The following is a 26,038-nucleotide window of genomic DNA, read 5'->3' as shown; positions in this document are numbered from 1 at the left end:
GTGACAACGGGCGGGGGAAAAAAGTCCGCACATGGCCATGTGCAGTTTTTTGCCGGTCAATAGAGGACGGAAAGCCAGCGGCCGGTGCGCACGACGCTGCCACCCGTGGCGGCGGCGATCGTCTCCAGCGAGGCGGGCACGTCGGTGGTCGGGAACGTTCCCGAGATGCGCCGGTTGGCGAGAGAGCCGCGCACGAAGATACGCCCTTGCGAATGGCGTTGCAGCGCGGCGACAAGGTCGCGCACCAAAACGTTGCGGACGCTGAGGCGGCCCTTCATCCAGGAGAGCGCCATGTCGATGTCCGCCGCCTCGACGGCGCCGGCCCGCCCTGCGGTGACGATCACCTGCTGGCCGGGAGACAGCAGCAGCCCTTCCGCTTCAACCTCGCCCTTCACCTGGACGGCCCCCTCCTCCACGCTGACGGTGGTCCGGTCGCGGACCTGATCGACATTGAAGCGGGTGCCGACGACGCGGACCTGGTTTCCGAGCGAATCGACGAGGAAGGGCGCTGGTAGGCCATGGCGGATCTCGAAAAACGCCTCGCCCCGCAGGATCTGCACGTTGCGGCGGTTTTCGGAGAAGTCGATGTCGAGAGCGGTGTCGGCACCGAGGCGGGCGACCGACCCATCCGGCAGGGTCACGTCGGTGACTGCCTGCTGGCCGGAGACGAAATCGGCCTGCCAATCCTGAACGAGCGTCGGCCGCGCAACCCATATCCCGAGACAGATAAACATGGTGAGGCCGAGCGCTGCAAAAACCGGCGCGCTTCGACGCGACGCACCCGAACGATTGCGTGCAATGACCGGCGCCCGGCCCGCTGCCGCGGCCCGCATCGCCGGCGCTTCGAGCTGCGCCCAGAGCACACGCAACTGGTCGAAGGCCAGCCTGTTGCCGCGGTCGGCATTCAGCCATTTTTCCAGCTCTTCGGCCTCGGTGGGCGTCAGCGAGCCGCCCGCACGTTTGCCGAGCCACAGCGCCGCCGCATCCTTCTGCTCTTCCGTCGGTTCGGCGTCGCCGCGCATCGAAGTCCCGTGTCGGTGGTTGTGCCTGTCCCTTCCGGCCATCCCCTGCCGGAAGCGCATGACGTTTCACGCTTCTCTTAGTCCTAACGGGCGACGGGTAGAAGACCTCATCCAGTCGCGTGAAGCGATCAATCGTCGCCGCGGAAGGCTGCGAGATAGGCCTGGCAATGGCGCATGACGCGGGCAAGGTGTTTTTCGACGGCGCTGACGGAAATGCCGTAGCGCTTGGCAATCTCGCCGTTGGTCAGACCGTCGACGCGGTGGAGAATGAAGATTTCGCGGGCACGCGGGCTGAGCTCCAGCAGGGCGCGGTCGAGCATCGAAAGCGTCTGGCGCGCTTCCAGTCGCAGCTCCGGCGATGCCACGTCGTTCAGGCCGAGCTGTTCCGGCAACAGCCGTTCCAGCGCATTGGCGCGCCGTTTCGTCGAGCGGTAGTGCTCGATGGCGGCGTTGCGCGCGGAGGCGTAGAGAACCTTGGTATCGTCCTCGACGCCGCCCCGGCTCCCGGCCTGAAGCAGGCGGGTATAGACGTCCTGCACGAGATCCGCCGCGACATCCCTGTTGCCCACCCGGCGTGTTACGACCGACAGGAGCTGATGCCGGTGATCCTCGAAAAGACGCCCGAGACGGGTCCGCCACGAACTCATGCTATCTGTCCCGCAAAAGGAGAATCGTCGCCGGCGCCGTTCCGCAAACCGGATTATTGAACTCATATTTTTCATATCGGCGAAGACCGGGGATTTCAATAGGCCGCAAGCCACGCAGAATTTGACGGATGCCAATTCCATTGACCGCAGAGATGGGTACAATCCGGCAAACTGCTTTGCTCATCAGTCGAGGTCCTATCACGTGCCGGCGCAACAGGACGACGATCAGAAGGCCCAACCGACCGTGACCATGCCGCCCGCCTCCACCGAAGGCCTTGCCGCGAGCGAAGCGCGCCTGCGCTTTCTCGACGTGCTCGGCAAAGCGACGGCACCGAGCGCGGATGCCGACGAGATTCTCGCGATCACCACGCGGATGCTCGGGCAATATCTCGACGTCTCCGTCTGCGCCTATGCCGACATGGAGCCCGACCAGGACCATTTCACCATCCGCGGCGACTGGAGCGCCTCCGGCTCGTCCAGCATCCGTGGCTACTACAGCCTCGCCGCCTTCGGCGTGCGCGCGGTGGACGACCTGCATGCGGGGCGGCCGCTCGTCATCAACGACAACCGCGCCGAACTGCCGCCGCAAGAGGCCGCCACCTTCCAGGCGATCGGCATTTCCGCCACCATCTGTATGCCGCTCGTCAAGCAGGGCCGCCTCACCGCGCTGATGGCGATCCACCACCGGCAGCCGCATGTCTGGCGGCCCACGGAACTCGCGATTCTCGGCGAAGTGACGGAGCGCTCCTGGGCGCATATCGAGCGCGTGCGCTCGCAGCAGACGGCACGCGAAGCGGCGGAGCGGCTGAAGCTTGCGACGGACGCCGCCTCGATCGGCATCTGGGACTTCGACGTCACCGCCAACCGGCTGACCTGGGATACCCGCTGCAAGGCGCTGTTCGGCCTGCCGCCGGATGCCGAGATCACCTATGAAGGCAGCTTCCTGGCCGGCCTTCATCCGGACGATCGCGACCGCGCGGACAAGGCGGTGCAGGAATCGGTCTTCGGCACCATCACGAAGCCCTTCAATATCGAATACCGGACGATCGGCATTACCGATCACCGCGAGCGCTGGATCGCCGCCAATGGTGACGTCGTCGCCTCGGACGACGGCGTGCGGTTCGTCGGCTCCGTGCGCGATATCACCGCGCAGAAGAAGGCCGAACGTCACCTTCAGATCATGAACGATACCGGCGCGACCATCGCCGCCGAACTCGATCTCGAAAAGATCGTCCAGACCGTCACCGATGCCGGCGTCGAACTGTCGGGCGCGGAATTCGGCGCCTTCTTCTACAATGTGCTCGACAATGAAGGCGGCAGCTACATGCTGTACGCCCTGTCGGGCGCCCCGCGCAGCGCCTTCGAGACCTACCCGATGCCGCGGGCGACGGATGTCTTCAAGCCGACCTTTCTTGGCGAAGGCGTGGTGCGTTCCAACGACATCCTGAAGGACCCACGCTACGGCCACAACCTGCCGAGAAAGGGCATGCCGGAAGGCCACCTGCCCGTGCGCTCCTATCTGGCGGTTCCGGTCATCTCGCGGTCCGGCGCGGTGCTCGGCGGCCTGTTCTTCGGCCACCAGGAGACCGAGCGCTTCGGCGAGGAACACGAGACTGCACTGCTCGGCATTGCCGGCCATGCCGCAACCGCGATCGACAATGCCCGGCTGTTCCAGGCCGTGGAGGCGGAACTCGCCGAGCGGCGGCGCGCGGAGGCGGCCCTGCAGGCGCTGAACGCCACGCTGGAAGAGCGGGTCGCCGAAGAGGTGGCCGAGCGCGCCAAGGCCGAGGAGCAGCTTCGCCAGGCGCAGAAGATGGAGGCGGTCGGTCAACTCACCGGCGGCATCGCCCATGATTTCAACAACATGCTGGCCGTCATCCTCGGCGGGCTCAGCATGCTGCAACGGCGGCTTGCGCGCGGCGACACCGATGTCGGCCGCTTCGTCGATGGGGCGGTGGATGCGGCGCAGCGCGCGGCGACGCTGACCCAGCGGCTGCTCGCCTTTTCCCGGCGCCAGCCCCTTTCGCCGCAGCCGCTCGATCCCAACCGCGTGGTCGGCGGCATGAGCGAGCTCCTGAACCGCACACTCGGCGAGACCGTCGCGCTCGAAACCGTGCTTGCCGCCGGCGCCTGGCAGATCAATGCCGACCCTGGCCAGCTCGAAAACACGCTGCTCAATCTCTGCGTCAATGCCCGTGACGCCATGCCGAACGGTGGGCGACTGACGATCGAGACGGCGAATATCTATGTCGACGAGCGTTATGCGCGCGATGCCGGCCTGGAAACCGGACAGTTCGTGCTGATCGCGGTCACCGATACGGGCACCGGCATGGCCGATGCCGTCGTCGCCAAGGCCTTCGACCCCTTCTATACGACGAAGGCCGTCGGCAAGGGTACGGGGCTCGGGCTCAGCCAGGTCTACGGCTTCGTGCGGCAATCGGGCGGTGCGGTGAAGCTATACTCGGAAATCGGCGTCGGCACGACGGTCAAGGTCTACCTGCCGCGGCACTACGGGGCGATCGCCGCCGCGGAAGAAAACACGGCGGTGCAGCACCTTTCCCCCGGCCGCGAGGGCGAGGTGATCATGGTGGTGGAGGATGACAACCGCGTCCGCGCTGTCTCCGCCGATGCGCTGCGCGAACTCGGCTATACCGTGATCGAGGCGGCGGACGGCGCGGAGGCCCTTCGCATCATCGAGGGTGGCCAGACCCTCTCGCTGCTTTTCACCGATGTCGTGATGCCGGGCATGTCCGGCCGCGAGCTGGTCGACCAGCTGCGCACGAAGGGCGTAAGCGTGCCGGTGCTCTACACGACCGGCTACACGCGCAACGCCATCGTGCACAACGGCATCCTGGAGCCCCATACGCAGCTCCTGCCAAAACCCTTCACGATCGAGGATCTCGCAAACAAGATCCGCTCGATCCTCGACGTGAAATCCCTGCGGGAAACCGATTAGGACGCGATGCGGCGTCCGACCGAGCGACTGCGCTTGTCCAGCGCCTTTGCGAGCGCATCGATGATGTCCTCGTCGCTGAAGGGCTTGCGCACCACCGCGAGCGCGCCGTCGAAACCCTGCTGCACCGGGCCTGGATCGCCCGTCACGAAGATCACGTCGATGCCGAAACGGTCGATCAGGCGGCGGGCGAGCAGATGGCCGCTATTGCCGTCGGAAAGGCCGAGATCCACCAGCGCAATATCGGTGCGCGGCGCATAGGCAAGCGCCTGCTCCATGGTCGAAACCGGGCCGATGGTCTCATGGCCCTGTTCCTGCACCACCGTTTCCAGAAGCTCCGCGATCAGCGATTCATCCTCGACGATCAACACCCGCATATCCATCCTCCTCTAGCTCAATCCGATTTCGACACATGTTCCGGCTTGCCCTTTCGTTTGGTCGAAGCCATTTCCTTCAGTTCGCCTTCGGACATCGATTTCTCCATGTCCTTGGACGCGCCTTTCAATTCGCTCTTTTTGATATCGCCGCGCTTGGCAGCAAGGGCTGCGCCCGCGGCCTTTTGCTGGGCTTTCGATTTTGCTGGCATGGGAAGACCTCCGTGAGCCTGTCGCCTTCGAACTGGCGAAGGGGCCAAAAGTTCCACGCAGCAAAAAGGCCGCCGGCAAAACCGGCGGCCCAGGGCTGCTGAAGACTGATCCGCGCTGGATTCGAGGCGAACGCGGATTTCGAGGTCAGGCCTTCGGCAGCAGAACCTTGTCGATGACGTGGATGACGCCGTTCGACTGCTTGACGTCGGCGATGGTCACGGTGGCCGTGCCGCCGGTCTCGTCGGTCAGCGTGATCTTGTCGCCGTCCATCTTGGCCGACAGCGTGCAGCCGCCGACGGTCTTGACCGGGTGGTCGCCCTTGTCATCGGCGATCATCTTGCCGATCGCATCCGACATGGCGTTGGCCGAAACCACATGGCAGGTGAGCACCTTGACGAGCTGGTCCTTGTTTTCCGGCTTCAGCAGCGAATCGACCGTGCCGGCCGGCAGCGCCGCGAAGGCTTCGTTCGTCGGTGCGAAGACGGTGAAGGGGCCGGCGCCGGAAAGCGTCTCGACAAGGCCGGCGGCCTTCACCGCGGCGACCAGCGTGGTGTGATCCTTCGAGTTGATGGCGTTCTCGACGATGGTCTTGTCTTCGAACATCGCCGCGCCGCCGACCTTCGGGTTTTCGGCATGGGCGGCAAAGGCACTGAGGGCGAAAACGGAGGCGAGCGCGGCGGTGCGGAGCGTGAAACGGATCATGGTGGAGTGGTCCTTCTTTTCGGCCCGCATGATGCGGGTCCTCCCGGTTGCGATGCCCGACGGGCGATCACTTCGAGCAACGGGACCTTGGGAAAAAGAGTTTCAGGACAGGCGATCTTTTTTCATAATAGATTGAAAAGGCGCGGACAATTCGGTCAATCGAACCGTGCGGCACCCGACGCGATGACGGGACCGGTCGCGCTGCCCGTCGGAGAACCACCGAAGGGTTCGACGCTGACGGCCAGCACTGCGCCCTGCACGAGACGGCCGCGCATGACGGCCGGCACGGCGAGTTCGCCCTCGCCGGTCTGCGGCAGCACGCCGAGCGAGACCGGCGCCTTGCCGTCCTCCACGAGCCAGAGTTCCAGCGATTTTTCCTGCGCCCTGCCGGCGGCGACCGGTGTCACGCGAAGCGTACCGCTGGCATCGTCATACCGCGCCACCAGGTTGACCGTCGCCCCCTCGCCCGCCAGATCCGCGACCAGCCGCCCACCCTGCACGTCGCGAGGCCCGACGAGCGTGCTCATCCAGATGCCAAGGCCGGCGGCGACAGCGATCGAGGCGAAGGCCAGCGAGCGCCAGAGCGCCAGCGAATTCCAGAAGCCGCCAGACAACACCGTGTCGCGCGGGGTGGCGCCGAGAATGCGCTGTTCGATGGCGGAAAAGGTCAGCGGCGAGGGTTGCAGCGCCTCGTAGTCGTCGTTGAAGGTGGCGAGGTTTTCCTCCCAGCGGCTCACCATGGCAGCGAACGCGCGGTCGCGCGCCAGCCGCGCCTCGACCTTGCGGCGGTCTTCGGCGGAAAGCACCCCGAGCACATATTCGCCGGCGATCACCTCGTCGCGGCGCGGGTCCTTCATGTCTTTGTCGGGCGCCGTCATCGGCTCATGCACTCTCTCAGTTTCAAAAGGCTCCGGCGAAGCCAGGTTCTCACCGTGTTCAGCGGCACGCCATGCATCTCCGCGAGTTCCTCATAGCTGAGGCCCTCGACATAGGCGCGCCGCACGGCGGCAGCCTTGTCGGGCTCGAGCCGATCCATGCAGGCGTCGATCCGTCGACCCTCCGAGCGTAATATGGCATTTTCTTCCGGCGTCGCCAGCGTGTCGGCAATATCGTAGGCCGCATCGATGTCCGACGCCACAGGCTTGCGCGCCCGGATGCGGTCGATCGCCTGATGGCGGGCGATGGCGGCAAGCCAGGCCATCGCATGGGTTTCACTCTCGACATAACGGTCGGCGCGCTGCCAGATCTTGACGTAGACATCCTGCAACACCTCTTCCGCATCGCTCCTGTCCTTGAGGATACGAAAGCAGATGCCAAAAAGTTTCGAGGCGGTCAGATCATAAAGGGCGGCGAAGGCCTTGCGGTCCTTCAGTGACACGCGCCCGATGAGATAGGAGATGTCGTCGCCGGTCACACGCGTCTTCCGTCATGTCGCTGAAGTGCACTCCCCCATTACGCTGCGCGCCGCCGAACGGATCATCAGCGGCGGGTTAGATCTGCCGGCCGATGAGGTGATCGAGCGAATGCCGGTTGGCGCCGCGCACCACGAAGAAGAGTGTGATGGCCGCCCAGAGGATCGATTTCTCCGCGCCGAACAGGCCCTGCTCCTGCAGCACGCCGTGGAAATAGACGGTGACAAGCAGGATGACGGTCGTCACCAGCGCTGCGAACCGGGTGAAGAGCCCCAGCATCAGGCAGACGCCGCCGGCAAACTCGCTGACCGAAAGCAGCGGCGACCAGAAGGCGCCCGGATAGAAGCCGATGCTCTCCACCATGCCGGCGGCACCAAACGGATCGAGAATTTTCGGCAGGCCATGCGTGATGAGAAGCCCGCCGGCCACGACGCGCAGAAACGTCTCGGCGCCGACATGCAGCCGATCGTAGAGCGGGGAAAGCGACGGGATATAGAGGCGTGCGGAAGCCGTGGGCCCTGCGTTGGAATTCGACATGGTACTCTCCTTTGGGGTTTTTCAGTCGGGACAGTCGGCCCGGCCGGCAACCGGATAGGTGGTATTGGTGAACCCGGGGATGGTGATCACCGTCGGATCGAGGCCGTTGTCGCTCAGCTCGTCGATGATGAATTCGGCGACGGAGTTCGACAGGAGCTGGCGCGGGTCCTCCATCACCATGCGCAGCCGGGAGATGGCGGTGAAGCGGTCGTCCGGATGTTTGAGCCGCGGCATTTCGCTGAGCGTGCCGAGGGGATCGGCGATCACCGAGGCCTCGCCGATATCGGGCACGAAGGCGGGAAAGCCGGCGAACATCTTCCCGCCGATCTCCGCCGTCACCCGCGTCTTGCACCAGAGCGTGCGGTAGGCCTTCTCCAGGTCTTGCAGGTCGGCACCGCTCTTGATCATGTCGAGGTTGAGGCTCGGCGCGTGCGGCGAGATCAACAGATGCTCGGGCGCAAGCGTCTTTTGCGAGGCGCGCCACAGGAGGTGGCACATATTGTTGGTGGCCCAGGTAAGGCCCGCCGTCGGCCGGCCGGAACTGCCGCAGATCATCACCATCACCGTGCGCCAGTCGAGCTCCAGCGAATTCAGCCAGCGCATCATGCGGTGGGTAATGTCGAGGAAGGTCAGCGCGAAGGTCGCGACCATGACGTCATTGTAGGGAACCGGCAGGCTGCCCGGCTGCGACGGCTCCAGGAAACGCTCGCGAAGCGCTGCGTAGGTGAAGACGGACGGGTCCGAAAGCCCGGCGCGCAGATAGTCTTCGCTGGCACGACAGGCATAGTCGACCACGTCGACGATCTTCGGCTCCCAACCTTTCCAAGCCTCGACCGCGACCTCGTCGGTCCAGTAGGGCACGGTCGAGATTGCGCGCACCGCCTCGCATTGCGCCAGGAACCGGCGAGCCCAGACCTGCCATCCATCCATGCCTTCCTCCTGCATCTCGACCACCCAAGCCATGGAGGTGCCGAGATGGGAGACGGCGGTCAGTTCCTTGAAGCCGCGGGTGCTGTGACGAAAGCTCTCATAGACAGGATCGCGACCGCGGCCGGGAAAAAGCACGAGGTCGGAACCAGTCGAGATCAGAAGGGGCGTATCGGCCGTCGCATCGCGCTTCTTCTGGCTGAGTTCGGCCGCAATGCTGTTTGGGCCGGTGTAAAGCTCGTAGAGATCGACGAAACGCGGCTCGGGTCTGTAGGACATGGACTGCTGCTCCTGAAACGGCAAACGCGCCGTTCAACCTAGAAATTCATAAATCGCGGTGTTTTCCGAGAACCGGACGTCCGGCGTCAGGCTGTTCGTCACGACAAGGTGCTGCCTGCCATCGGCCTCGAAGAAGGCGGCATCCGTGCCGCCGAAGGTTTCGAACCGGTCGATCCGCTCCCAGGTTTCGCCGGACCAGACGTAGATCACGGACAGGAGATCGGTCTTCGGCGCCTTCGGCGAGCCCTCGATGAAATTGACCTGCACGAGATAGTGCCGGCCATCGCGGGTGATGGAAGCGAATTCCCGGCCGCTCGGGCCGCTCAGCACCTGCATTGGCGCGAAACGCTCGCCATCCCACCGGTACACCACCGTGTCGTCGGCGATGGCGGCGAAGGCCACCTGTACGGGGCCTGGCACCGGCAGGACATGGAAGGCGCGGCCGGTCTTGCCCTCGAAGCGCTGGAAGACAGTAAAAGTCTCGCCTGTCCATTCGAGCATCACCGACTTGCCGGTATGGTCGGCATAGGCGAGGAACTGCCGGTCGTCGACCGCGATCTTCGTCCAGTTGTAGCCCCAGGAGCCATCAAGCGTCAGGAAGGGCACGAAGGCGGCACCGTCCCATTCGAAGATCGCGGACTGGCGCGGATTGGTGGCCTCGACGCCCTCGACGGTCACGCCTAGCGCCAGCGCGAGGAAGAGGCGATCATCGAAGCGCAAAGCCTTCCACTGCTTGGCGAGGAAGCCGGCAAAGCGCTGGAACGGCACCCATTCGCCGCCGACATATTCGTAAACAACCGAATTGACATTGGGTTGATAGGGACCGGCCCCCGTGCGGGCGCTGGCGGTGGCGAGGAACTGCCGGTCGCCGATCGTGAAGAATTCCGCATCCTCGCCGCCCGGAACCGGCAGGCTGGAGGCCGGCACGAAGCCGCCGTTCACCCATTCGAAGATCAAGAGGTCGGTATTACTGTCGCCGCTGTTCATATGCGCCGGCAGGTCCGCCACGTCATAAGCAAGCTGCGGGATGGCGAGGAAGAGGCGGCCATCCATTCGAAAAATTTCGCAGGCGCGGGCGCCGGAGGTCGGCAGGCTCGCGACGCGCCGCAGCAGCCCGCCCTCGGACAGGGCATTTCCGCTGCGCTCCTCCCGCTCGCTCCTCATTGCTTTATCCACGGATGCCTCCCTGCCTGATGATTTCTCCGCCCATTATTGGGAGAATTCGCCTTGCGCAGCCAATTCAATTTTTGCGCGTTTTGTTTTGCAAAATGCATCAATCGCCGCTTATCATCTCATCTCCTAAAACAACAAACAAGCGCCGCCCCGGATAATTGCCATGAACTTCAAGCACTTGCTCTATTTTCGCACACTCGCCGAGGAGCTGCATTTTCGTCGCGCGGCCGAAAAGCTCAACATAACCCAGTCGCCGCTGTCGATCGCGATCCAGAACCTGGAGGAGGAGCTTGGGGCGCCGCTGTTCCTGCGCACCCAGCGCAGCGTGCAGCTCACCGAATTCGGCCGGCTGCTCTATCACCACTCGCTCGGCATTCTGGAGCGCATCGATACGTGCGAACAGGAAATGAAGGCGGTGGCGAGCGGCAAGGCGGGGCAGTTGCGCATCGGCTTTACCGCGGCCTCCTCCCTGCTGTCGCCGTTTCCGGCCTTGATCCATGCGTTCCGCGACCACTATCCCGACATCAACGTCACGCTCAAGGAGCACACCAGCATCGCCCAGTTGCAGGCGATCGGCGAGCGGGAACTCGATGTCGGCGTGATCCGCCGTCCGCAGCGCAACCTCGTCTCCGGGATTTCGTTCCGCAAGCTCGCGACGGACCGGCTGGTCGTCGCGGCCCACAGCGGCCACCCGCTGCTCGAAAAGGCAGAGATCCGCATCCAGGATCTCGCCGATCAGAATTTCATCTTCTATCCACGCAAGATCGGTGTCGGCATCTACGACCAGTTCATCGAACTGTGCGGCAAGCGCGGCTTCTTCCCGAATATCGTGCAGGAAGCACAGGAGGCGACGACGATCATCGGCCTGGTGGCGTCCGGCCTCGGCATCGCCGTCGTGCCGTCCGGCCTTCAATTCATCAAGATCCCGAACGTCGCCTTCCTGCCGCTCGCCGATGACGATGCGGAAACCGACCTGTTCCTGGCCTTTCGCGCCGGCGAGGAAAATCCGCGCATCGCCCATCTTATCCGGCTGGCGCAAACGGCCTTCCACAACCAGGAAGGCTGAGGCCTCTCAGCCCCAGCCTGCCCGTTCAGGATTTTTGCGCCAAACCTATTCGTCGAGCCAGGTCGAAGACTGGTCGAGATAAAGGAAGTTGCTGGGGTTGAAGGTCCAGCCCTTCAGCGCGGCATTCATCGCGACGATGCGTTCGAGCCAGACGACCGGCACGGAATAGGACTTTTCATAGAGCCGGCTTTCGAAGGTACGCAGCAGCGCCATGCGCTTGGCTTTGTCCTGCTCCAGCGCCTGCTTGTGCCACAGGTCGTCGAGTTCCCGGTCTGTAAAGCGGCCGGCCGAGCGGGCAGACACGTCATGCGAGACATATTTCGTCATCTGCTCGGTCGGCTCCTCGCGCAGCGCCGAATAAATGTCGATGATAACCTGGTAGGAGCCCTCGGAAAGGGCAGCCGCCCATGGCGGGGTCTCGACAACGACATTGCGGGCGTTGACGCCGATCTGGCGCCACTGGTCCGCCAGAAAGACGCCGAAATCGACGACGATCGGCGGGCCGTTACGCATGGTCAGATCAAAGCTCAGGTTCTCCTGCCCGGCCTCCTTGAGCAGGCGCTTGGCCTCCTCGCGCGCTGCCGCGATGTCGGTGCCGAAGCCGGCCATCTTCTGAAGCTCGGCGTCGGAGGCGGCGAACTGCCCGCCCGGCAGGAAGATACCGCCCGCATAGCGCATCTCGGTCGTGCGGCCGAGGCCCTTAACGCCGCCCCACCGGTCGATGGCGAGGTTCAGCGCGCGGCGCACGCGCTCGTCGTCGAAGGGCGGCTTTTCGGCATTGAAGGTCACCAGGAAATGGGTGAGTGCCGGGCCGGATTCGATGGAAATGCCATCGCCGAGGCTTTGCTTCAGCCGATCTGCACCCTGCGGGCTGACGCCGCGGAAGTCCGTGTGGATCTGCCCGGCCTGGATGGCGTTCACTACCGCCGGTCCCTCCATCGTGTAGGATTCGAGCCCATCGAGATAGGGCTGGCCTTCGCGGAAATAATCCTCGAATTTCGAGGACTTCCAGACCGAGCCCGAGACGAACTCATCGAAGACGAAGGGGCCGCTGCCCATGACTTTCTCTTTCGGATAGCTCGCATCCGACTTCAGAAGTGCTGCCGAATAGACGCAGTTATAGGGCGAGGCGAAGGTGCCGAGCACGGATTCGTCCCATTCCTTCAGCTTGAAGCGCACCGTGTAGTCGTCGACGACGTCGATCTTCTCGATCTGGCGGAAAGTCTCCAGCCTCTCCGAAACAACGCCTTCCGGCGGCCAGGTCAGGCGATCGTAGGTCGCCGCGATGTCTGCCGCCTTCAGGTCGCTGCCGTCATGGAACTTCACACCCGGGCGAAGCTTGAAAGTGTAGGTCAGGTCGGCGGGGTTGGCCTCCCAGCTATCGGCAAGGTCCCCCTCGATATCGGGATAGCTGCCGGGCTTGAAGCGCAGCAGGGTCGAATAGTGCGGCGCAAGCCGCATCAGGGCCGCAAAATGGTTGGCGGCGTGGCAATCGAAATTGGCCGGATCGTCGCTCACGGCATAGCGCAGGATGCCGCCCTCCTTCGGCACCGGCTCCTGCGCGGCCGCGACAGCGCCGTTCAGCAGCAGCGCCCCCATCGCGGCGAGCGCCAGTATCTTCCCGTGGATCGTCATGTCGTTTCCTCCCTAGAAACATGCAAAGCAGTGTCAGCGGTCCGAGCGCGCCTTCGGGTCGAAGACGTCGCGCAGCGCATCCCCGAACATCGAGAAGGCGAAGACCACCAGTGCGATGGCGAGGCCGGGATAGATGACGATCCACGGCGCGGTCATCGAGGTGTTGAAAGCATTACCGGCGAGCATCAGCCCCCAGGACGGCGTGGGCTCGGCCACACCCAGTCCGAGATAGGACAGCGACGCCTCGATGAGGATCGCCTGGCTGATGAAGGCGGTGAGCATCACGATATACGGGCCGAAAATGTTCGGCGCCATATGGCGCACGATGATGCGCAGGTCGCTGAAGCCGAGCGTCACGGCGGCGTCGATATAGGACAGGTTGCGGATGGTCAGCGCCTGCGAGCGGGCGACGCGCGCCATCTTCGGAATGATCGGCAACGCGATCGCAAAGACGAGGTTGAGGTCGACCCCATAGACCATGTTGCGCCCGAGGCTGGAGACGAGCACCAGCGCCAGAACCGTGATCGGGATTGCCAGCAGGATTTCCATGAAGCGCTCGACGATGGCATCGACCCAGCCGCCGGCATAGGCAGACGTGATGCCGACGAAGAGCCCGATCGTGCAGCCGATGAAGCTCGCCGAAACGCCGATGAGGAAGGCCGTCCTGCCACCATAGAGGATGCGCGAGAAGAGATCGCGGCCAAAGCTGTCGGTGCCCATCCAGTGGGCGAAGGACGGCGGGGCGATGGCGTTGCCGTAGTCGGTGGCGAGCGGGTCGTAGGGCGCAATCCACGGGGCGGCGAAGGCGACGACGAAGCCGAGCACGATCAGCACCAGGCCGAGCGCGCCGAGCGGCTGGCCGAGGATGTGTTTCATCACCGGCCCGCGCGGCTTGGGCAGGGTCGTCCAGAGTTCGGTTGCGGCGGAGGATTTGCGCATGGCTTCAGCCCAACTGGATGCGGGGGTCGATGACCGCATAGGCGAGATCGACCAGGAAATTGACGGCGATGAAGATCAGGGTGAGCACCATGACGATGCCCTGGATGACGATGAAATCGCTGCGCGACACCGACTCGATGAACAAGCGCCCGATGCCGTTGAGGCTGAACACCTGCTCGATGACGACGAGGCTGCCGACGAGAAGCGCGAATTCGAGCCCGATCATGGTGATCGTCGGCAGCAGCGAATTGGGGATGACATGGCGCCGGATGATGGTGCGCATCGCCAGCCCCTTGGCCCGCGCGGTGCGCACGAAATCCTCGTGCATGGTCTCGATGACCGAGGAGCGCATCATGCGGATGAGGATGGCGGAGTAGCGGTAACCGACGGCAATGGCCGGCAGGATGAGCTGTTGCAGCGCCGTCAGCGGGTTCTTGAACAGCGAGGCGGTGCCGAGCGGCGGCAGCCAGTTGAAATACCACAACATGGCGAGCGCCACGACCATGCCGAACCAGAAGGATGGCAGCGCGATGCCGGCAATGGCGAAGGAGCGGATCGCGTAGTCGATAGGGCTTCCCGGATACATGCCGGCGAGCGTGCCGAGCGGTATGGCCAGCGCAATCGCGACGATTATGCTCAGCGCCGCCACTTCCAGCGTGACGGGCAGCCGCGAGAAGATTTCCTCCGCGACGGGCTTGCCGGTCCAGTGCGACTGGCCGAGATCGAGCGCGGCGAGCCCCTTCAGGAACTCGAAATATTGCACGATGAGCGGCTGGTCGAGGCCGAGGCGGGCGCGCTCGGCGGCGACGAGTTCCACCGAAGGATTGCCGCCCTCGGCGCGCAGCATGGTCTCGACGAGATCGCCGGGCAGCACATGCAGCATGAAGAAGGTCAGCGTCGCCACGCCGAGAAGGGTGGGAAGGGCCAGAAGCAGGCGTCTGCCGATGAACTGGAGCATGATCTCAGACCCTTATGCAGGCGACGCGGTGGGTATCGGAAAAGGCGACGGGCGGCGGCACGACCTTCGCGCACGCCTCCACCGCCATCGGACAGCGCGTGCGGAAGACGCAGCCGCTCGGCGGATTGAGCGGCGACGGCAGCTCGCCGGTGATCTTCGCCTCCGGCCCCTGCCCCGCATCCGCCGCGAAAGACGGCACGGCCGCAAGCAGGGCGCGGGTATAGGGATGGCGCGGCGTGGAGAAGAGCTCTGCGCGCGTCGCCGTCTCGACGACCCGACCGAGATACATCACCGCCACGACATCGGAGATATGACGCACGACGGCGAGATCGTGGGCGACGAAAAGGTAACTGAGGCCGAGCTTCGCCTGCAAATCGGCGAGCAGGTTCATGATCTGCGCCTGGATCGACACGTCGAGCGCCGAGACAGGTTCGTCGCAGACGATCAGCCGCGGGTTCATGCCGAGCGCGCGCGCAATGCCGACGCGCTGGCGCTGCCCGCCGGACATCTGGTGCGGATAACGCTCCGCCATCTCCGCCGGCAGGCCGACCAGGTCGAGCAGTTCCTCGACCCGCGCCCGGGCCTCGCCCTGTGACTTGCAGAGGCCGTGCACCAGCAGTGGCTCGGCAAGGATGGAGGCGATGCGGTGGCGCGGATTGAGCGAGGTGGACGGGTCCTGGTAAACGACCTGGATCTGCCTGCGCAGCGCGACGAGATCCCGCTTGCCGGCCGACAGGATGTCCCGCCCTGCGAAATCAGCACGGCCGGAGGTGGCGCTCTGAAGCCTCAGCAACGTGCGCACCACCGTCGTCTTGCCGCAACCGGATTCCCCGACGAGGCCGAGCGTGCCGCCTTGCGGAATATCAAAGGACACATCTTCGACCGCCCGCACCACCGCCCTGCGCTTCAAATGAAAGTGACGCGTCAACCCGCGCACGCGGAGCACCGCTTCGCCAGGCGCGTGCTCGGCACCCGCCTCCGCATGCTGTTCGTCCTGCGGCGATGCATCGACGACAGGATGGAAACAGGCATAGCGCCGGCCGCCGAGGACCGTGTCGCCGGGGACACTGCCGCAGGCCGTTGTCGCCGCGCCGCAGCGGGGACTGAAGGCGCAGCCGGCGGGAAAACGCGCAGGGCTCGGCGGTTGTCCGGGGATCGTGTGCAGCCGCGCCGCGCGCGGCAGGTCGAGCCGCGGGACGGCCATCAGCAGGCCCGCCGTATACCGATGCCGCGGCTGGCGCAGCACGTCTTCTACCGTACCGGATTCGATGATCCTGCCACCATACATGACGTTGACGCGATCGGCATAGCGCGCCACGAGCGCCAGATTATGCGTGATCAGCACGAGGCCGACGCCGGTCTCCTTCACCAGCGAGCGCAGGAGGTCGAGGATCTGCGCCTGGATGGTGACGTCGAGTGCTGTGGTCGGCTCGTCGGCGATGATGACCTTGGGATTGCACGACAGCGCGATCGCGATGACGACGCGCTGGCGCATACCACCGGAAAATTCATGCGGATATTGGTCCATCCGCCGTTCCGGATCCGTCACGCCGACCCGTTTCAGGAGATCGATCGCCCGCTCGCGCGCGGCGGCGCGGTCGATGTCGAGATGCTCCAGCATCGGCTCCATGATCTGGCGGCCGACGGTCATCAGCGGATTGAGCGAGGTCATCGGCTCCTGGAACACCATGGCGATGTCCCGGCCGCGCAGGCGCCGCATTTCGCTTTCCGGCAGGCGCAGGTAATCCCGCCCCGCAAGGCGCACCTCGCCGGAAAACCGCGTCGTGGTCGGATCGGACAGCAGGCGCATCACCGCAAGCGACGAGACCGACTTGCCGCAGCCGGATTCCCCCACCAGCGCCACCAGCTCGCCGGCCCGCACATCGTAGCTGACGTCGCGCACGATATGCAGCAGCCGGTCGTTCGATCGGAACTGGACGTTGAGATTGCGGACGGAGAGAAGCGGTTCCGCCGCGGTATCCGGTCGAGCTTGCATGGTTCCGGCCTCAGTCGCGTTGTGTTCCATGGCCGCTATGCTGGGTGATCCTATATACATCTGCGTGCCCTGCCCGCCGGTATCAATGCCGGTCCCTCATTCGAAGCCGAAGAGCCTGTTTGGGTTGTCAACGAGGATTTTCTGCCGGTCGGCCGCATCCGGCGCCCATTCGACGAGAAGATTGAGCAATTCGCCCGTGTCGCGGCCCGATTTCGGGATATGCGGCCAGTCCGATCCCCAGATGGCGCGGCTCGCATCCGTCTCGACGATCGCCTTGGCCACATGGGCGACGGCGCCATAGCCCTTGTCCTTGGCGACGCGGTAGGGGCCGCTCAGCTTCAGGTAACAATGGCTCTCCGTCATCAGCGTCAGAAGTTTTTGGAAATCCCTCTCCGTCAGCCCGTCCTCCTCCATCATGTAACCCATGTGGTCGATGACATAGGGAGCGGTCAGCGTGCCGAGGAAACCGATGAGGTCGCGCACGACGCGGCCCGGCACGTAGAATTGCAGGTGCCAGCCGAGCGGCGCGATCTTCGCCGCCATCGCGGTGATATAGGCCTGGATGTCCGCGATCGGCAGGTCCGCGCGCTTGAAGAGATCGAGGCGCAGGCCGCGAATGCCCTGTTCGTGCAGGGCCTCCAACTCGGCCTGCGAGACATCGTCTTCCACCATGGCGACGCCGCGCGCACGCCGCCCGGCCACCTTCAGCGCATCGAGCATGCAGCGATTGTCCGTGCCGTAAAAGCTTGGCTGCACGATGATGTAGCGGTCGAGATGCAGCACCGTCATCAGGTCATGGAAATGATCGAGCTTGCCGTCGGGCAGCGTGTAATGCGGCTTCGGCACATGCGGATAAAGCGATTCCGGCCCGAAGACATGCATATGCGCGTCGCAAGCGCCTTTCGGCACCGCGAAGGAAGGCCGGGTCAGCCCCGCGAGCGGCAGCATGGGTTCGGAGGTCAACGGTTCAGTCATCGAGAATGGTCCCTGCAATGGTCGTGAAGAATCAGGCGGAGATGGCGGCACGCCAACGGGCGATGCGCTGGTCGAGAACGTCGACGAAGATGTCGGTATCTATGGCCGCGAAGACGTAAGGGGCGGCGCCGAGACCGACCAGTTCGCGGTAGTGATCAGCCCCCTGAAGGCCACCGATGATGACAAGCTTGCCGTGTTTCGCACCGGCCTCGATGGCGCGACGGCAGAGCGTGGTGATCGCCGCCGCCCGCACGTCGCCAAACATGTTCAGGTTCGCGGAAAGATCGTTGAGGCCGAGCCCGATGGCGTCAACGCCGTCAACGGCGGCGATCGCATCGATATTGTCGATGGCATGGGCGGATTCGAGCAGGACCTGCAGGAAGACCGAACGGTTCGCCGCCTCCGCCCGCACCTTCCCATCCATACGACGGAAGCCGAAAGGGGACGTCAGCGCGTTGTGGGAGCGACCGCCTTCCGGCGGATAGCGGCAATAGCTGACGGCCTTGCGCGCATCCTCGGCCGTCTCGACCTGGGGGACGATCAGCCCGGAGGCGCCACCGTCGAGCACCCGCCCGATCACGCCGAAATCGCCCTCCGGCACTCGCACCCAGGCTTCAAGCCCCAGGTCGCGCGCCGTCGCCGTCATCTGGGCCGTCGTGTCGAGCGGAATAGTACTGTGTTCGAGATCGATCCAGATGGCGTCATAGCCGGAACTCGCCGCCATGCGCACGAAATCCACCGAACGGGCGGTGCGGATGCCCAGCGAATAGCAGGGCTCCCCGGCCCGCAGGCGCTCGGCAAAAGTCCGGCCGTCGGGCGACGTCACATCCAGCATAGGCTCTCCTCCCATTCGGATGCGAATGTTCATCCGATGATCGAAGGCTAGCCCATGCCGGTGATTACCTCCAATTCACAAAGCGGGGGAATTGATTGCCGTTTCCAATCAGTGGCGATCCGCAGCCCAAGAATAGATACCCTGGACGCTTCGCGCCTCTTGGGTTTCATGTGCAGCGTGCCTTATGCGTCTGCCTTGCTCTTCGTCCCGCGAAGGATTTTTGGCGCTAGCCAGCCAAGCAGTGGCAAAAGCGCGAGGCCGAGTGCGAGGCCGTCGTGGCGGGGCTGGACCACCACGATCTCCCGCTGAAAGGCGGCGAGGTCTTCTCCTTGCGAGCGGATTTCGCCGCGCGAGACACTGGCTTCCGCAGGCACCGAGACTGCGAAGGCCTTCAGGTCTTCCTTTTCGCCCTCCTTGGCGGCGCGGACCTGATAGCCGAAGCCGGAGCCTTCCGTTTGTACCACCTTCAGGCGGGCGAGTGGCAGGTCCTGCGTTTCTGTGAAGCGTGCCACGACGTTATCAAGCGGCGATGCCGCGCGGCGGATCCAGACGTTTCGGCCCGAAACCGGATCCTGCTGCGGCGAGACCACCGGCAGATATTCCGTTTCGTCAAAACGATCCGCCTCGGAGAGCGTCAAATAGAAGGTGGAGCCGGGCCGGGCGAAGATGCGCATGTCCGCACTGTTGGTGGCGATCGGTCGTGTCCAGCGCTCTTCGGGCACCACATCCGCGACGGTCACCCGACGGCCGGCCATGTCGCCCACGGCGAGGCGGCGCGACGTACCCGGCACAAGCACGCCGTCGACGGAGAGCCCCATTTCGTATGCGCCAGCATCCAGGGCAACGCGATAGGCCGCGGCCGGCACCGTTACCAGCTTCAGGCTCGGCTTGGGCAGCGGGTCGGGCGCTTCGATGACCTCGACCGGCGCACCGCGAAGCCGTGCCGCACCCGCTTCGAGGAGCTTGCGTTCATAGATACGCTGTTGCGCTTCGGCCTCGACATAGCGGCGCGCGAAGGCCCGCTCGTCTTCCTGGTACGTGCTGTAGGCCCGCATGGCGTCCGCGCCCCAGAGGAGCTGGCCGTTCCCGTTCAAGGCGCCTTCGTGATAGAGGATGACATAGGGGGAAGGACCGACCTCGGCGACGGTCTTGCCATCGCGCGTGATCGTGAGGACGCCGTTCACCTCCCGGCGTTTCTTCTCAAGGTCGACATACACCTGCCGGGAGAGCGGCCAGTAATATTCCTGCGTTTCGACGAAGGAGATGGCGCTGTCCTGGCCGGCAAGCAGGTGCAGCGTCCCCGCCTGCGACGGCAGAAACATATCCTTGAAGGTAAACCCATCCCAGACGCGGCCGGTGACGATGACGGCGTCCCGGCGTTCGGGCTCGATGGCTTTAGCGGCACTGGCAGCAGAAAAGCACAGAAGGAGGATGGCGAGAAATCTCCGCATGGCTAGGCCCCCTTCATTCTGGTCACGATGCAGGAGAACAACAGCAGGCCGGCCGTCAGCGCGGCGACGCCGAGAGACTGCGACAGAGGGAGCTCCTGCTGGGTGATGAGCCGCTCGGCCAGGAAGGCGATGCCGGCGACGGGCGAGAGCGCGTGGAACAAGGGGGCCGCCGCCTCCAGCAGCGCTCGCAGGTAGAGCGAAAACAGGCTCATGCTGTCCGCGGGCATCGTACGCAGCAGGCCGAGCACCACCTCGTAGGTCGCAAGCAGCGCCACGAGTGCCAGATAGAGGACAACAGCCATGCGCACCGACGCGGTCATGCCGGAAACGGCAAGCCCCATCGCCATGACTGGCAGCACGAACAGGCCGTTTTCGAGGATGCCGGCGAAATCCCCCGCCCCCGTTACGCCAGCTCCAAGCGGTTGGGCGATAGCGAGATAGAGGCAGTAGATGGCGACGAGGGCGGCAAGCACCAGCAGTTCCGCGAGATATTTCGCGAGCACGACCACGCTCGACGGCACCGGGCCGACGAGCAGCACTTCGAGCGTGCGGTGCTCGCGCTCCCAGCTGAGCGCGCCGGCCAGCCGCAGCCCCAGCACGAGGCCGAGAAAGGCCACCACCAGCGTGTTCAGCCCGGCCAGCGGATCGGCCGTCACCACGACAGACTCCGTCTCGAAGGTGCGTGCGAAACCGGCGCCGTAAACATACGCCATAAGGCAGAGCGCGCTCGCGACCAGCCAGAACCAAACCGACGCGAACTTGGCGGCGACTTCCCGGCGGACCAGCAGGAAGGTCTGCCGTCCCAGGCCGGGCGGGCGCAATCGCGGGGGAATAGAGGGCGGGCGAACGTGCTCCATGGCGCGGCCGGTCACATGACGGTGCGGATCAGGCCGCCGTCGATCCTGAGCGCCGCACCATTGACGATGCCGGTGCGCGTGCTGCCGAGGAACGTGACGAAATCGGCCACCTCCTCCGGCTTCGACAGGCGCTGGATCAGCGAGGTCGGGCGGTTTTCCGCCACGAAGCGCCGCTCCGCCTCGGGTGTGGGAACACCGGGATAGAGGCCGGCGATGAGCTCGGCCACGCCTTCGGTGCTGCATGGGCCGGGCAGTACGGAATTGACGGTGACGGCGGTGCCCTTGGTCGTTTCGGCGAGATTGCGGGCAAGCGATAGCTGCATGGTCTTCGTGGCGCTGTAGGCGGGCATTTCCGGCGCGGGATTGATGCCGGATTCGCTTGCCATGAACACCACGCGGCCGCTGTTGAGCGCCAGCATCTTTGGCAGGTAGTGCCGGGCGAGGCGCACGCCGCTCATGACGTTGACCTCGATCAACGAGTACCAGCGGTCGTCGCCGGCCTTGTAGATATCGACGGCCTCATAGATGCCGAGATTGACCACCAGCACATCGACATCGGGGCAATTGGCGATGAGCTCGTCGCAGCCCTCCTTCGTGCCGGAATTGCCGATGGCCTGCTCCAGCCGCGCCTCCGGCACCTCTGCCCGGATGCGGGCGATGGCCTTGGAGATGGTGTCCTGGCTGCGACCGTTGATGACCACGGTCGCGCCCTCGCGTGCCATGGCCGTCGCAATCGCGAGGCCGAGGCCGCCGGTGGATGCGGTAATCAAGCAGCGCCTGTCGCGATAGCCGAGGTCCATGGTCTTTTTCCTTTCAATGAACGAGCCCTGCGGGCTCCTGCCGGACCGGGCTTTCCGGCCGGGTCAAACCGATAAAGATGTCCTCTAGCGACGGCGTGGCCGCATCGACGGAGAGGACGGTGTAGCCCGCGCTCGAAAGCAGCCGGACCGCATGCGCTCGCGCATCGCGCCCGTCATCGGGCAAGCCGCGCAGCATAAGTTCCAGCCGGTGCGGGCCGATCTGATGCGCCCGCGCCACGCCCGGCAAGGCGACAATCCCCTCGACGCATTGAGCGATCGGTTCATAGAGTTCGATCTGAAGGCTGCCCGCCGAGAGGCCGGCCGGAAGCAACTCCCCCGGCCGTCCTGTTGCCAGAACGCGGCCCTGGCGCATGAAGACCACGCTGTCGCAGACCCGCTCCATCTCCGCCAACTGGTGGGAGGAAAACAGCAGCGTCACGCCCTCCGCCTTCATCTCGCGAAAGATTGCACGCATGTCGGCGACGCCGTTCGGGTCGAGGCCGAGCGTCGGCTCGTCGAGGATGAGCAGTTCCGGCCGGTGCAGCATCACGCGGGCAAGACAGGCGCGCTGCTGCATGCCGCGGGAGAAATTGCCGAGCCGCCGGTCGGCCGCCGCGGTGAGGCCGACGCGTTCGATCACTTCCTTCACCCGGCTGCCCGCATCGGCAATGCCGTAGAGATCGGCGAAGAAGCGGAGATAGGCCCGCGCGGTCATCTCCGGATAGATCCGCGGCTTCTCCTGCAAATAACCGAACAGCACCCGCAGATCCCGCTGGCGGCTGCCCTGCGGCACGCCGAACAGTTCGATTGCGCCGGCATCCGGCGTGGTGAGCCCGACGATCATGTTCATCACCGTGGTCTTGCCCGCGCCATTCGGGCCGAGAAAACCGGTGATCTCGCCGCGCGCCACCGAGAAGGTGGCGTCCTCCACGGCGCGTTTGGCGCCGAAGGATTTGGAGAGCGCGGTGACGGCAAGGGCGGGGCTTGTCATGGGATCATCCTTCTCAATAGGGCAGCGGCGTCACGTAGAGCCGGGCCAGATTGATGACGATCATCGACACGCCCGCCGCCAGCAGGAACTCCATCGGCCAGGCGAGAAGTTTTGCCCGGTCGTTCCAGAGTTTCAGCGAGACGATGACGATGACGGCGATCAGCGAGGCCGGCCAATGGGAGACATCGCCGGCCATGACGGTGCACGAGCCGAGCAGCAAGGCCAGGATGACGAGAAGGATGACGTTGGATCGGTTCATGTCAGATATCCTCTCTCGAAACATCGCTGCCGGCGGCCTGCGCGATGGTGCGGCCCGTCGCGGGATCGAACAGGTAGATCCAGTTCGGATCGAAGCGGGCCGCAAGCGCGCTGCCCTCGTCCTTCGAGAGATGGGCCGTTTCGGTGGTGGAGCTGCGGGTCGTCACCATGACGGAACCGCACTGAAGCACGTAGAGATTTTCCGCACCGGTCGGCTCGAAGGAATAGAGCTCGGCGACGATGCGGTGATCGGCATCCGGCGTTTCGCGGATCGCGATATGCTCCGGCCGGATGCCGAGACGCACCGGCTGATCGACGAGGTTCGCAAGGTGATTTCGCGCCACCCAGTCCGCATCGAGCGGCACCGCGAAATGCTCGGTCATCGCGACGATTTTGCCTTCGAGGCGCGCGATGCGGGCGTCGAGAATGTTCATCTGCGGCTCGCCGACGAAGGTCGCGACGAATTCCGTTGCCGGTCGCTCGAAGATTTCGCGCGGGGTGGCGAATTGCAGCATCTCGCCGTCCTTCATCACGATGATGCGGTCGGCCATGGTCATGGCTTCGAGTTGGTCATGCGTGACGAAAATGGTGGTGACGCCGACGGTCTTCTGAATGTGGCGCAGCTCGGCGCGCATCTGCCCGCGAAGCTGGGCATCGAGATGCGACATCGGCTCGTCCATCAGGAAGACGTCTGCATCGCGCACCAGCATGCGGGCGATCGCCACGCGCTGGAGCTGGCCTGCCGAAAGCTGGTCGGGCTTGCGTTGCAGCACTTCGGTGATCTGCATGGTGCGCGCGACCGCCTCCACCTTGCTCGCGATCTCCGCACGGCCGAGGCGCCGAACTTCCAGCGGATAGGCGATGTTGCCGAAGACCGTCAGGTGGCGGTAGAGGCCGTAATCCTGAAAGACCATGCCGACATTGCGGTAGCGCGGCCGGAGGAACGTGACGTTGCGCCCGCCGATGGCGATGCGCCCGCTGCTGGGCATTTCGAGGCCGGCGATCATGCGCAGCGTCGTCGTCTTGCCGCAGCCGGAGGGGCCGAGCAGGAAGACGAATTCGCCATCGTTCACGGTGATGTTGACGTCGTCGACGGCCTTGAACGCGCCGAACTGCTTCATCAGACTGTGGATCTCGATATCAGCCATGATGGCGTTCCATTCTGTTGGAAAAAGAGGTCATTTGCGCACCACGCCCTGCGAGAGCCCGCTGATGAGCTGGCGTTGCAGCAGCAGCACGAAGAGGATGAGCGGCGCGGTGATCAGCACGACGGCGGCACCGAGCACGTTCCAGCGGATGTCCGCCCCGATCGAATAGGCCATGATCGCTGGGGGCATGGTCTTCGCCTGCGTGCTGGTGAGGAAGGTCGCGAAGGCGAACTCGTTCCAGGACAGGATCATCACGAAGATAGAGGTCGCGGTGATCGACGGCATCATCAGCGGCAGCGTGACCTTGCGGAAGGCGGCAAACCACGTATCGCCGTCCACCATAGCGGATTCCTCGTAGCGGCGGGGAATGTCGCGGAAGTAACCCGTCAGCATCCACACCACGAAGGGCAGCTGCATGGCCGTGTAGAGAAGGACCAGGCCCGCCAGCGTGTCGAGCAGCCCGGCGGTCTGGAAGGTAACGAAAATGGGGATGAGCACCGCCACCGGCGGCATCATGCGGTTGGTCAGCACCCAGAACGACACGTCGTCCCGGCCGGTGAAATCGTAGCGCGCCAGCGCATAGGCGCAGAACATGCCTATTGTCACCGAGAAGAAGGTGGAGGCGAGCGACACGATCACGCTGTTGAAGAAGTTCTTCATGATGCCCTTCTCGACGATCAGGTAATGGAACGCTTCGAGGGAGGGCGTGAAGAACCAGGCGGGCGTGGCTGATGACGCCGAAGCGCCGTCCATGAAGCCGGTCATGACCACCCAGAGATAGGGCACGAAATTGACCAGGCAGACGAGGATAAGCACCAGGTAGACCCACCAGTTGCGCTGCACCAGCGGCGCTGCGGGCGATTCCATATTGTAGGTTGGCTGCTTCATGGCGGCTCTCCTTACTCGGCCACTTCGGTCTTGGACCGGAAGACGCGGATGAACACGAAGCTCATCACGATGATGATCATCATCATGATCAGCGACAGGGCCGCAGCCTTCGACGCATCGAAGAATTCGAGGCCGGTCTTCGTCAGGAAGACATTCATGGTGGTGGTGGCGTTGCCCGGTCCGCCGCGGGTCATGATCACGATCAGCTCATAGGTGCGGAAGGCATCCATGGTGCGGATGACGACGGCGATCAGGATCGCCGGCCGCAGCAGCGGCATGGTGATGGTCCAGAACACCCGCCAGGAGCTGGCGCCGTCGATTTCCGCCGCCTCGTAGGGCTGGCGCGGAATGGAGGCGAGGCCCGCCGAGAGCATCAAGAACATGAACGGCGTCCATTCCCATACATCGACGAACACGAGGGTCTGGAAGGCGATCGTCGGGTCGGACAGGAACGGGATTTCACCGAAGCCGAGGGCCTTGGTGATGCCGCCGACATAGTAGGTCATCAGGCCGGCGCCGGGATAGAACATGTAGCGCCAGATGAGGGCCGCGACCAAGGGCGGCAGGATCATCGGAATGAGGATGAAGACGCGCATGAAGGCGATGCCGGCCAGTTGCCGCTGGAAGAGCAGCGCCAGACCAAGGCCGAGCCAGAATTCGATGAACACCGCCTGCACCGTAAACAGTAGGGTCTTGCGCAGCGCATGCCAGAATTCCGGATCCTGGATCAGCGCCTGGTACTGGTAGAGCCCGACGAAGATGCGCGGCAGGTACGGCTTGGACAGGATGACGTTGTGGCTCGCGATATAGAGCGAGTAGAGAAACGGATAGATGCCGATGGCGAACAGGATGATCAGCGTCGGCGCCATCAGCACCCAGGGGAAGACCGCTCGGTTCGAAGGGCCGAAACGGGACAGGATGCCCCTATGGCTAAGCGCCATCGGCGGGGCTGTTGTGGTGCGTTCCGAGATCGACATGTCTCAGTCCCTTTGAATTGCGGTT

Annotated in this window: 27 protein-coding genes; 2 read left to right on the top strand and 25 right to left on the bottom strand. The window is 64.3% G+C overall.

The window, feature by feature from the left end:
• Positions 1-56 precede the first annotated feature (56 nt).
• The 3 genes from AC1RWL_RS05610 to AC1RWL_RS05600 form a co-directional block, all read right to left on the bottom strand.
• Positions 57-1,022: a FecR family protein gene (locus tag AC1RWL_RS05610; protein ID WP_493092870.1), complete on the bottom strand. Its 966-nt coding sequence runs from the start codon at positions 1,020-1,022 to the stop codon at positions 57-59.
• A 128-nt stretch (positions 1,023-1,150) separates the two neighbouring features.
• On the bottom strand, positions 1,151-1,669 hold the full coding sequence (locus AC1RWL_RS05605; RefSeq protein ID WP_493092871.1) for an RNA polymerase sigma factor: 519 nt from the start codon (positions 1,667-1,669) through the stop codon (positions 1,151-1,153).
• A 1-nt stretch (position 1,670) separates the two neighbouring features.
• Positions 1,671-1,853 carry a hypothetical protein gene (locus AC1RWL_RS05600; RefSeq protein WP_493092872.1) on the bottom strand — a complete coding sequence of 61 codons (183 nt, stop codon included), beginning with the start codon at positions 1,851-1,853 and terminating at the stop codon, positions 1,671-1,673.
• A gap of 60 nt (positions 1,854-1,913) precedes the next feature.
• Between AC1RWL_RS05600 and AC1RWL_RS05595 the strand changes: the two genes are divergently transcribed.
• Entirely contained in the window at positions 1,914-4,625 is a 2,712-nt protein-coding gene (locus AC1RWL_RS05595) for a GAF domain-containing protein (protein ID WP_493158249.1), read from the top strand.
• Here the strand turns inward: AC1RWL_RS05595 and AC1RWL_RS05590 are convergent.
• From AC1RWL_RS05590 to AC1RWL_RS05555, 8 genes are all read right to left on the bottom strand, one after another.
• Positions 4,622-4,999: a response regulator gene (locus AC1RWL_RS05590; protein WP_435264963.1), complete on the bottom strand. Its 378-nt coding sequence runs from the start codon at positions 4,997-4,999 to the stop codon at positions 4,622-4,624. The two genes, AC1RWL_RS05595 and AC1RWL_RS05590, sit on opposite strands and share 4 nt — an antisense overlap.
• Positions 5,000-5,016: 17 nt before the next feature.
• Positions 5,017-5,208 carry a DUF3008 family protein gene (locus tag AC1RWL_RS05585; RefSeq protein ID WP_256115396.1) on the bottom strand — a complete coding sequence of 64 codons (192 nt, stop codon included), beginning with the start codon at positions 5,206-5,208 and terminating at the stop codon, positions 5,017-5,019.
• 145 nt (positions 5,209-5,353) lie between these two features.
• Positions 5,354-5,911, bottom strand: coding sequence for a fasciclin domain-containing protein (locus AC1RWL_RS05580; protein ID WP_493093831.1), 558 nt, complete (start codon positions 5,909-5,911; stop codon positions 5,354-5,356).
• 155 nt (positions 5,912-6,066) lie between these two features.
• Complete coding sequence (locus tag AC1RWL_RS05575; RefSeq protein WP_493092874.1) at positions 6,067-6,789, bottom strand: anti-sigma factor; 723 nt, start codon at positions 6,787-6,789, stop codon at positions 6,067-6,069.
• Positions 6,786-7,325, bottom strand: coding sequence for a sigma-70 family RNA polymerase sigma factor (locus tag AC1RWL_RS05570; protein WP_493092875.1), 540 nt, complete (start codon positions 7,323-7,325; stop codon positions 6,786-6,788). The genes AC1RWL_RS05575 and AC1RWL_RS05570 overlap by 4 nt, the downstream gene beginning before the upstream one ends.
• 76 nt (positions 7,326-7,401) lie before the next feature.
• Positions 7,402-7,860: a DoxX family protein gene (locus tag AC1RWL_RS05565; RefSeq protein ID WP_493092876.1), complete on the bottom strand. Its 459-nt coding sequence runs from the start codon at positions 7,858-7,860 to the stop codon at positions 7,402-7,404.
• Between the two features lie 21 nt (positions 7,861-7,881).
• Positions 7,882-9,066 (bottom strand): DUF5624 domain-containing protein, encoded by a 1,185-nt coding sequence (locus AC1RWL_RS05560; protein WP_493092877.1) that lies wholly within the window; start codon positions 9,064-9,066, stop codon positions 7,882-7,884.
• 33 nt (positions 9,067-9,099) lie between these two features.
• A complete protein-coding gene (locus AC1RWL_RS05555) occupies positions 9,100-10,242 on the bottom strand; it encodes a hypothetical protein (RefSeq protein ID WP_493092878.1) in 1,143 nt (380 codons plus the stop codon).
• A gap of 160 nt (positions 10,243-10,402) precedes the next feature.
• Here AC1RWL_RS05555 and AC1RWL_RS05550 point away from each other — a divergent pair, with 160 nt between their 5' ends.
• Complete coding sequence (locus AC1RWL_RS05550; RefSeq protein WP_493092879.1) at positions 10,403-11,305, top strand: LysR family transcriptional regulator; 903 nt, start codon at positions 10,403-10,405, stop codon at positions 11,303-11,305.
• 45 nt (positions 11,306-11,350) lie between these two features.
• Here AC1RWL_RS05550 and AC1RWL_RS05545 read toward each other — a convergent pair whose 3' ends face one another.
• The 14 genes from AC1RWL_RS05545 to AC1RWL_RS05480 form a co-directional block, all read right to left on the bottom strand.
• Entirely contained in the window at positions 11,351-12,940 is a 1,590-nt protein-coding gene (locus tag AC1RWL_RS05545) for an ABC transporter substrate-binding protein (RefSeq protein WP_493092880.1), read from the bottom strand.
• A gap of 33 nt (positions 12,941-12,973) precedes the next feature.
• A complete protein-coding gene (locus AC1RWL_RS05540) occupies positions 12,974-13,879 on the bottom strand; it encodes an ABC transporter permease (RefSeq protein ID WP_493092881.1) in 906 nt (301 codons plus the stop codon).
• A 4-nt stretch (positions 13,880-13,883) separates the two neighbouring features.
• Entirely contained in the window at positions 13,884-14,837 is a 954-nt protein-coding gene (locus AC1RWL_RS05535; protein ID WP_493092882.1) for an ABC transporter permease, read from the bottom strand.
• Between the two features lie 4 nt (positions 14,838-14,841).
• The gene (locus tag AC1RWL_RS05530; protein WP_493092883.1) at positions 14,842-16,833 is read right to left on the bottom strand and encodes an ABC transporter ATP-binding protein; all 1,992 of its coding nucleotides are present in this window, start codon (positions 16,831-16,833) and stop codon (positions 14,842-14,844) included.
• A 96-nt stretch (positions 16,834-16,929) separates the two neighbouring features.
• A complete protein-coding gene (locus tag AC1RWL_RS05525) occupies positions 16,930-17,808 on the bottom strand; it encodes an amidohydrolase family protein (protein WP_493092884.1) in 879 nt (292 codons plus the stop codon).
• 31 nt (positions 17,809-17,839) lie between these two features.
• On the bottom strand, positions 17,840-18,643 hold the full coding sequence (locus AC1RWL_RS05520; protein ID WP_493092885.1) for an HpcH/HpaI aldolase family protein: 804 nt from the start codon (positions 18,641-18,643) through the stop codon (positions 17,840-17,842).
• A gap of 182 nt (positions 18,644-18,825) precedes the next feature.
• The gene (locus tag AC1RWL_RS05515) at positions 18,826-20,094 is read right to left on the bottom strand and encodes a hypothetical protein (RefSeq protein ID WP_493092886.1); all 1,269 of its coding nucleotides are present in this window, start codon (positions 20,092-20,094) and stop codon (positions 18,826-18,828) included.
• 2 nt (positions 20,095-20,096) lie between these two features.
• Positions 20,097-20,951: an ABC transporter permease subunit gene (locus AC1RWL_RS05510; RefSeq protein ID WP_493092887.1), complete on the bottom strand. Its 855-nt coding sequence runs from the start codon at positions 20,949-20,951 to the stop codon at positions 20,097-20,099.
• Positions 20,952-20,962: 11 nt separating this feature from the next.
• A complete protein-coding gene (locus AC1RWL_RS05505; protein WP_493092888.1) occupies positions 20,963-21,751 on the bottom strand; it encodes an SDR family NAD(P)-dependent oxidoreductase in 789 nt (262 codons plus the stop codon).
• Positions 21,752-21,764: 13 nt separating this feature from the next.
• Positions 21,765-22,742: an ABC transporter ATP-binding protein gene (locus AC1RWL_RS05500; protein WP_493092889.1), complete on the bottom strand. Its 978-nt coding sequence runs from the start codon at positions 22,740-22,742 to the stop codon at positions 21,765-21,767.
• Between the two features lie 13 nt (positions 22,743-22,755).
• Entirely contained in the window at positions 22,756-23,001 is a 246-nt protein-coding gene (locus AC1RWL_RS05495; protein WP_256114523.1) for a hypothetical protein, read from the bottom strand.
• 1 nt (position 23,002) lies between these two features.
• Positions 23,003-24,148, bottom strand: coding sequence for an ABC transporter ATP-binding protein (locus tag AC1RWL_RS05490; RefSeq protein WP_493092890.1), 1,146 nt, complete (start codon positions 24,146-24,148; stop codon positions 23,003-23,005).
• A 30-nt stretch (positions 24,149-24,178) separates the two neighbouring features.
• A complete protein-coding gene (locus AC1RWL_RS05485; RefSeq protein ID WP_256114525.1) occupies positions 24,179-25,036 on the bottom strand; it encodes a carbohydrate ABC transporter permease in 858 nt (285 codons plus the stop codon).
• Positions 25,037-25,047: 11 nt separating this feature from the next.
• Positions 25,048-26,013, bottom strand: a complete 966-nt coding sequence (locus AC1RWL_RS05480; RefSeq protein ID WP_256114526.1) for a carbohydrate ABC transporter permease — start codon at positions 26,011-26,013, stop codon at positions 25,048-25,050.
• Positions 26,014-26,038 lie beyond the last annotated feature (25 nt).

This window comes from Shinella sp. GW821-FHT10F02 (assembly GCF_058809275.1).
Note: the sequence above shows the minus strand (reverse complement) of the source record. Positions and strands in the feature narration are given on the sequence as shown.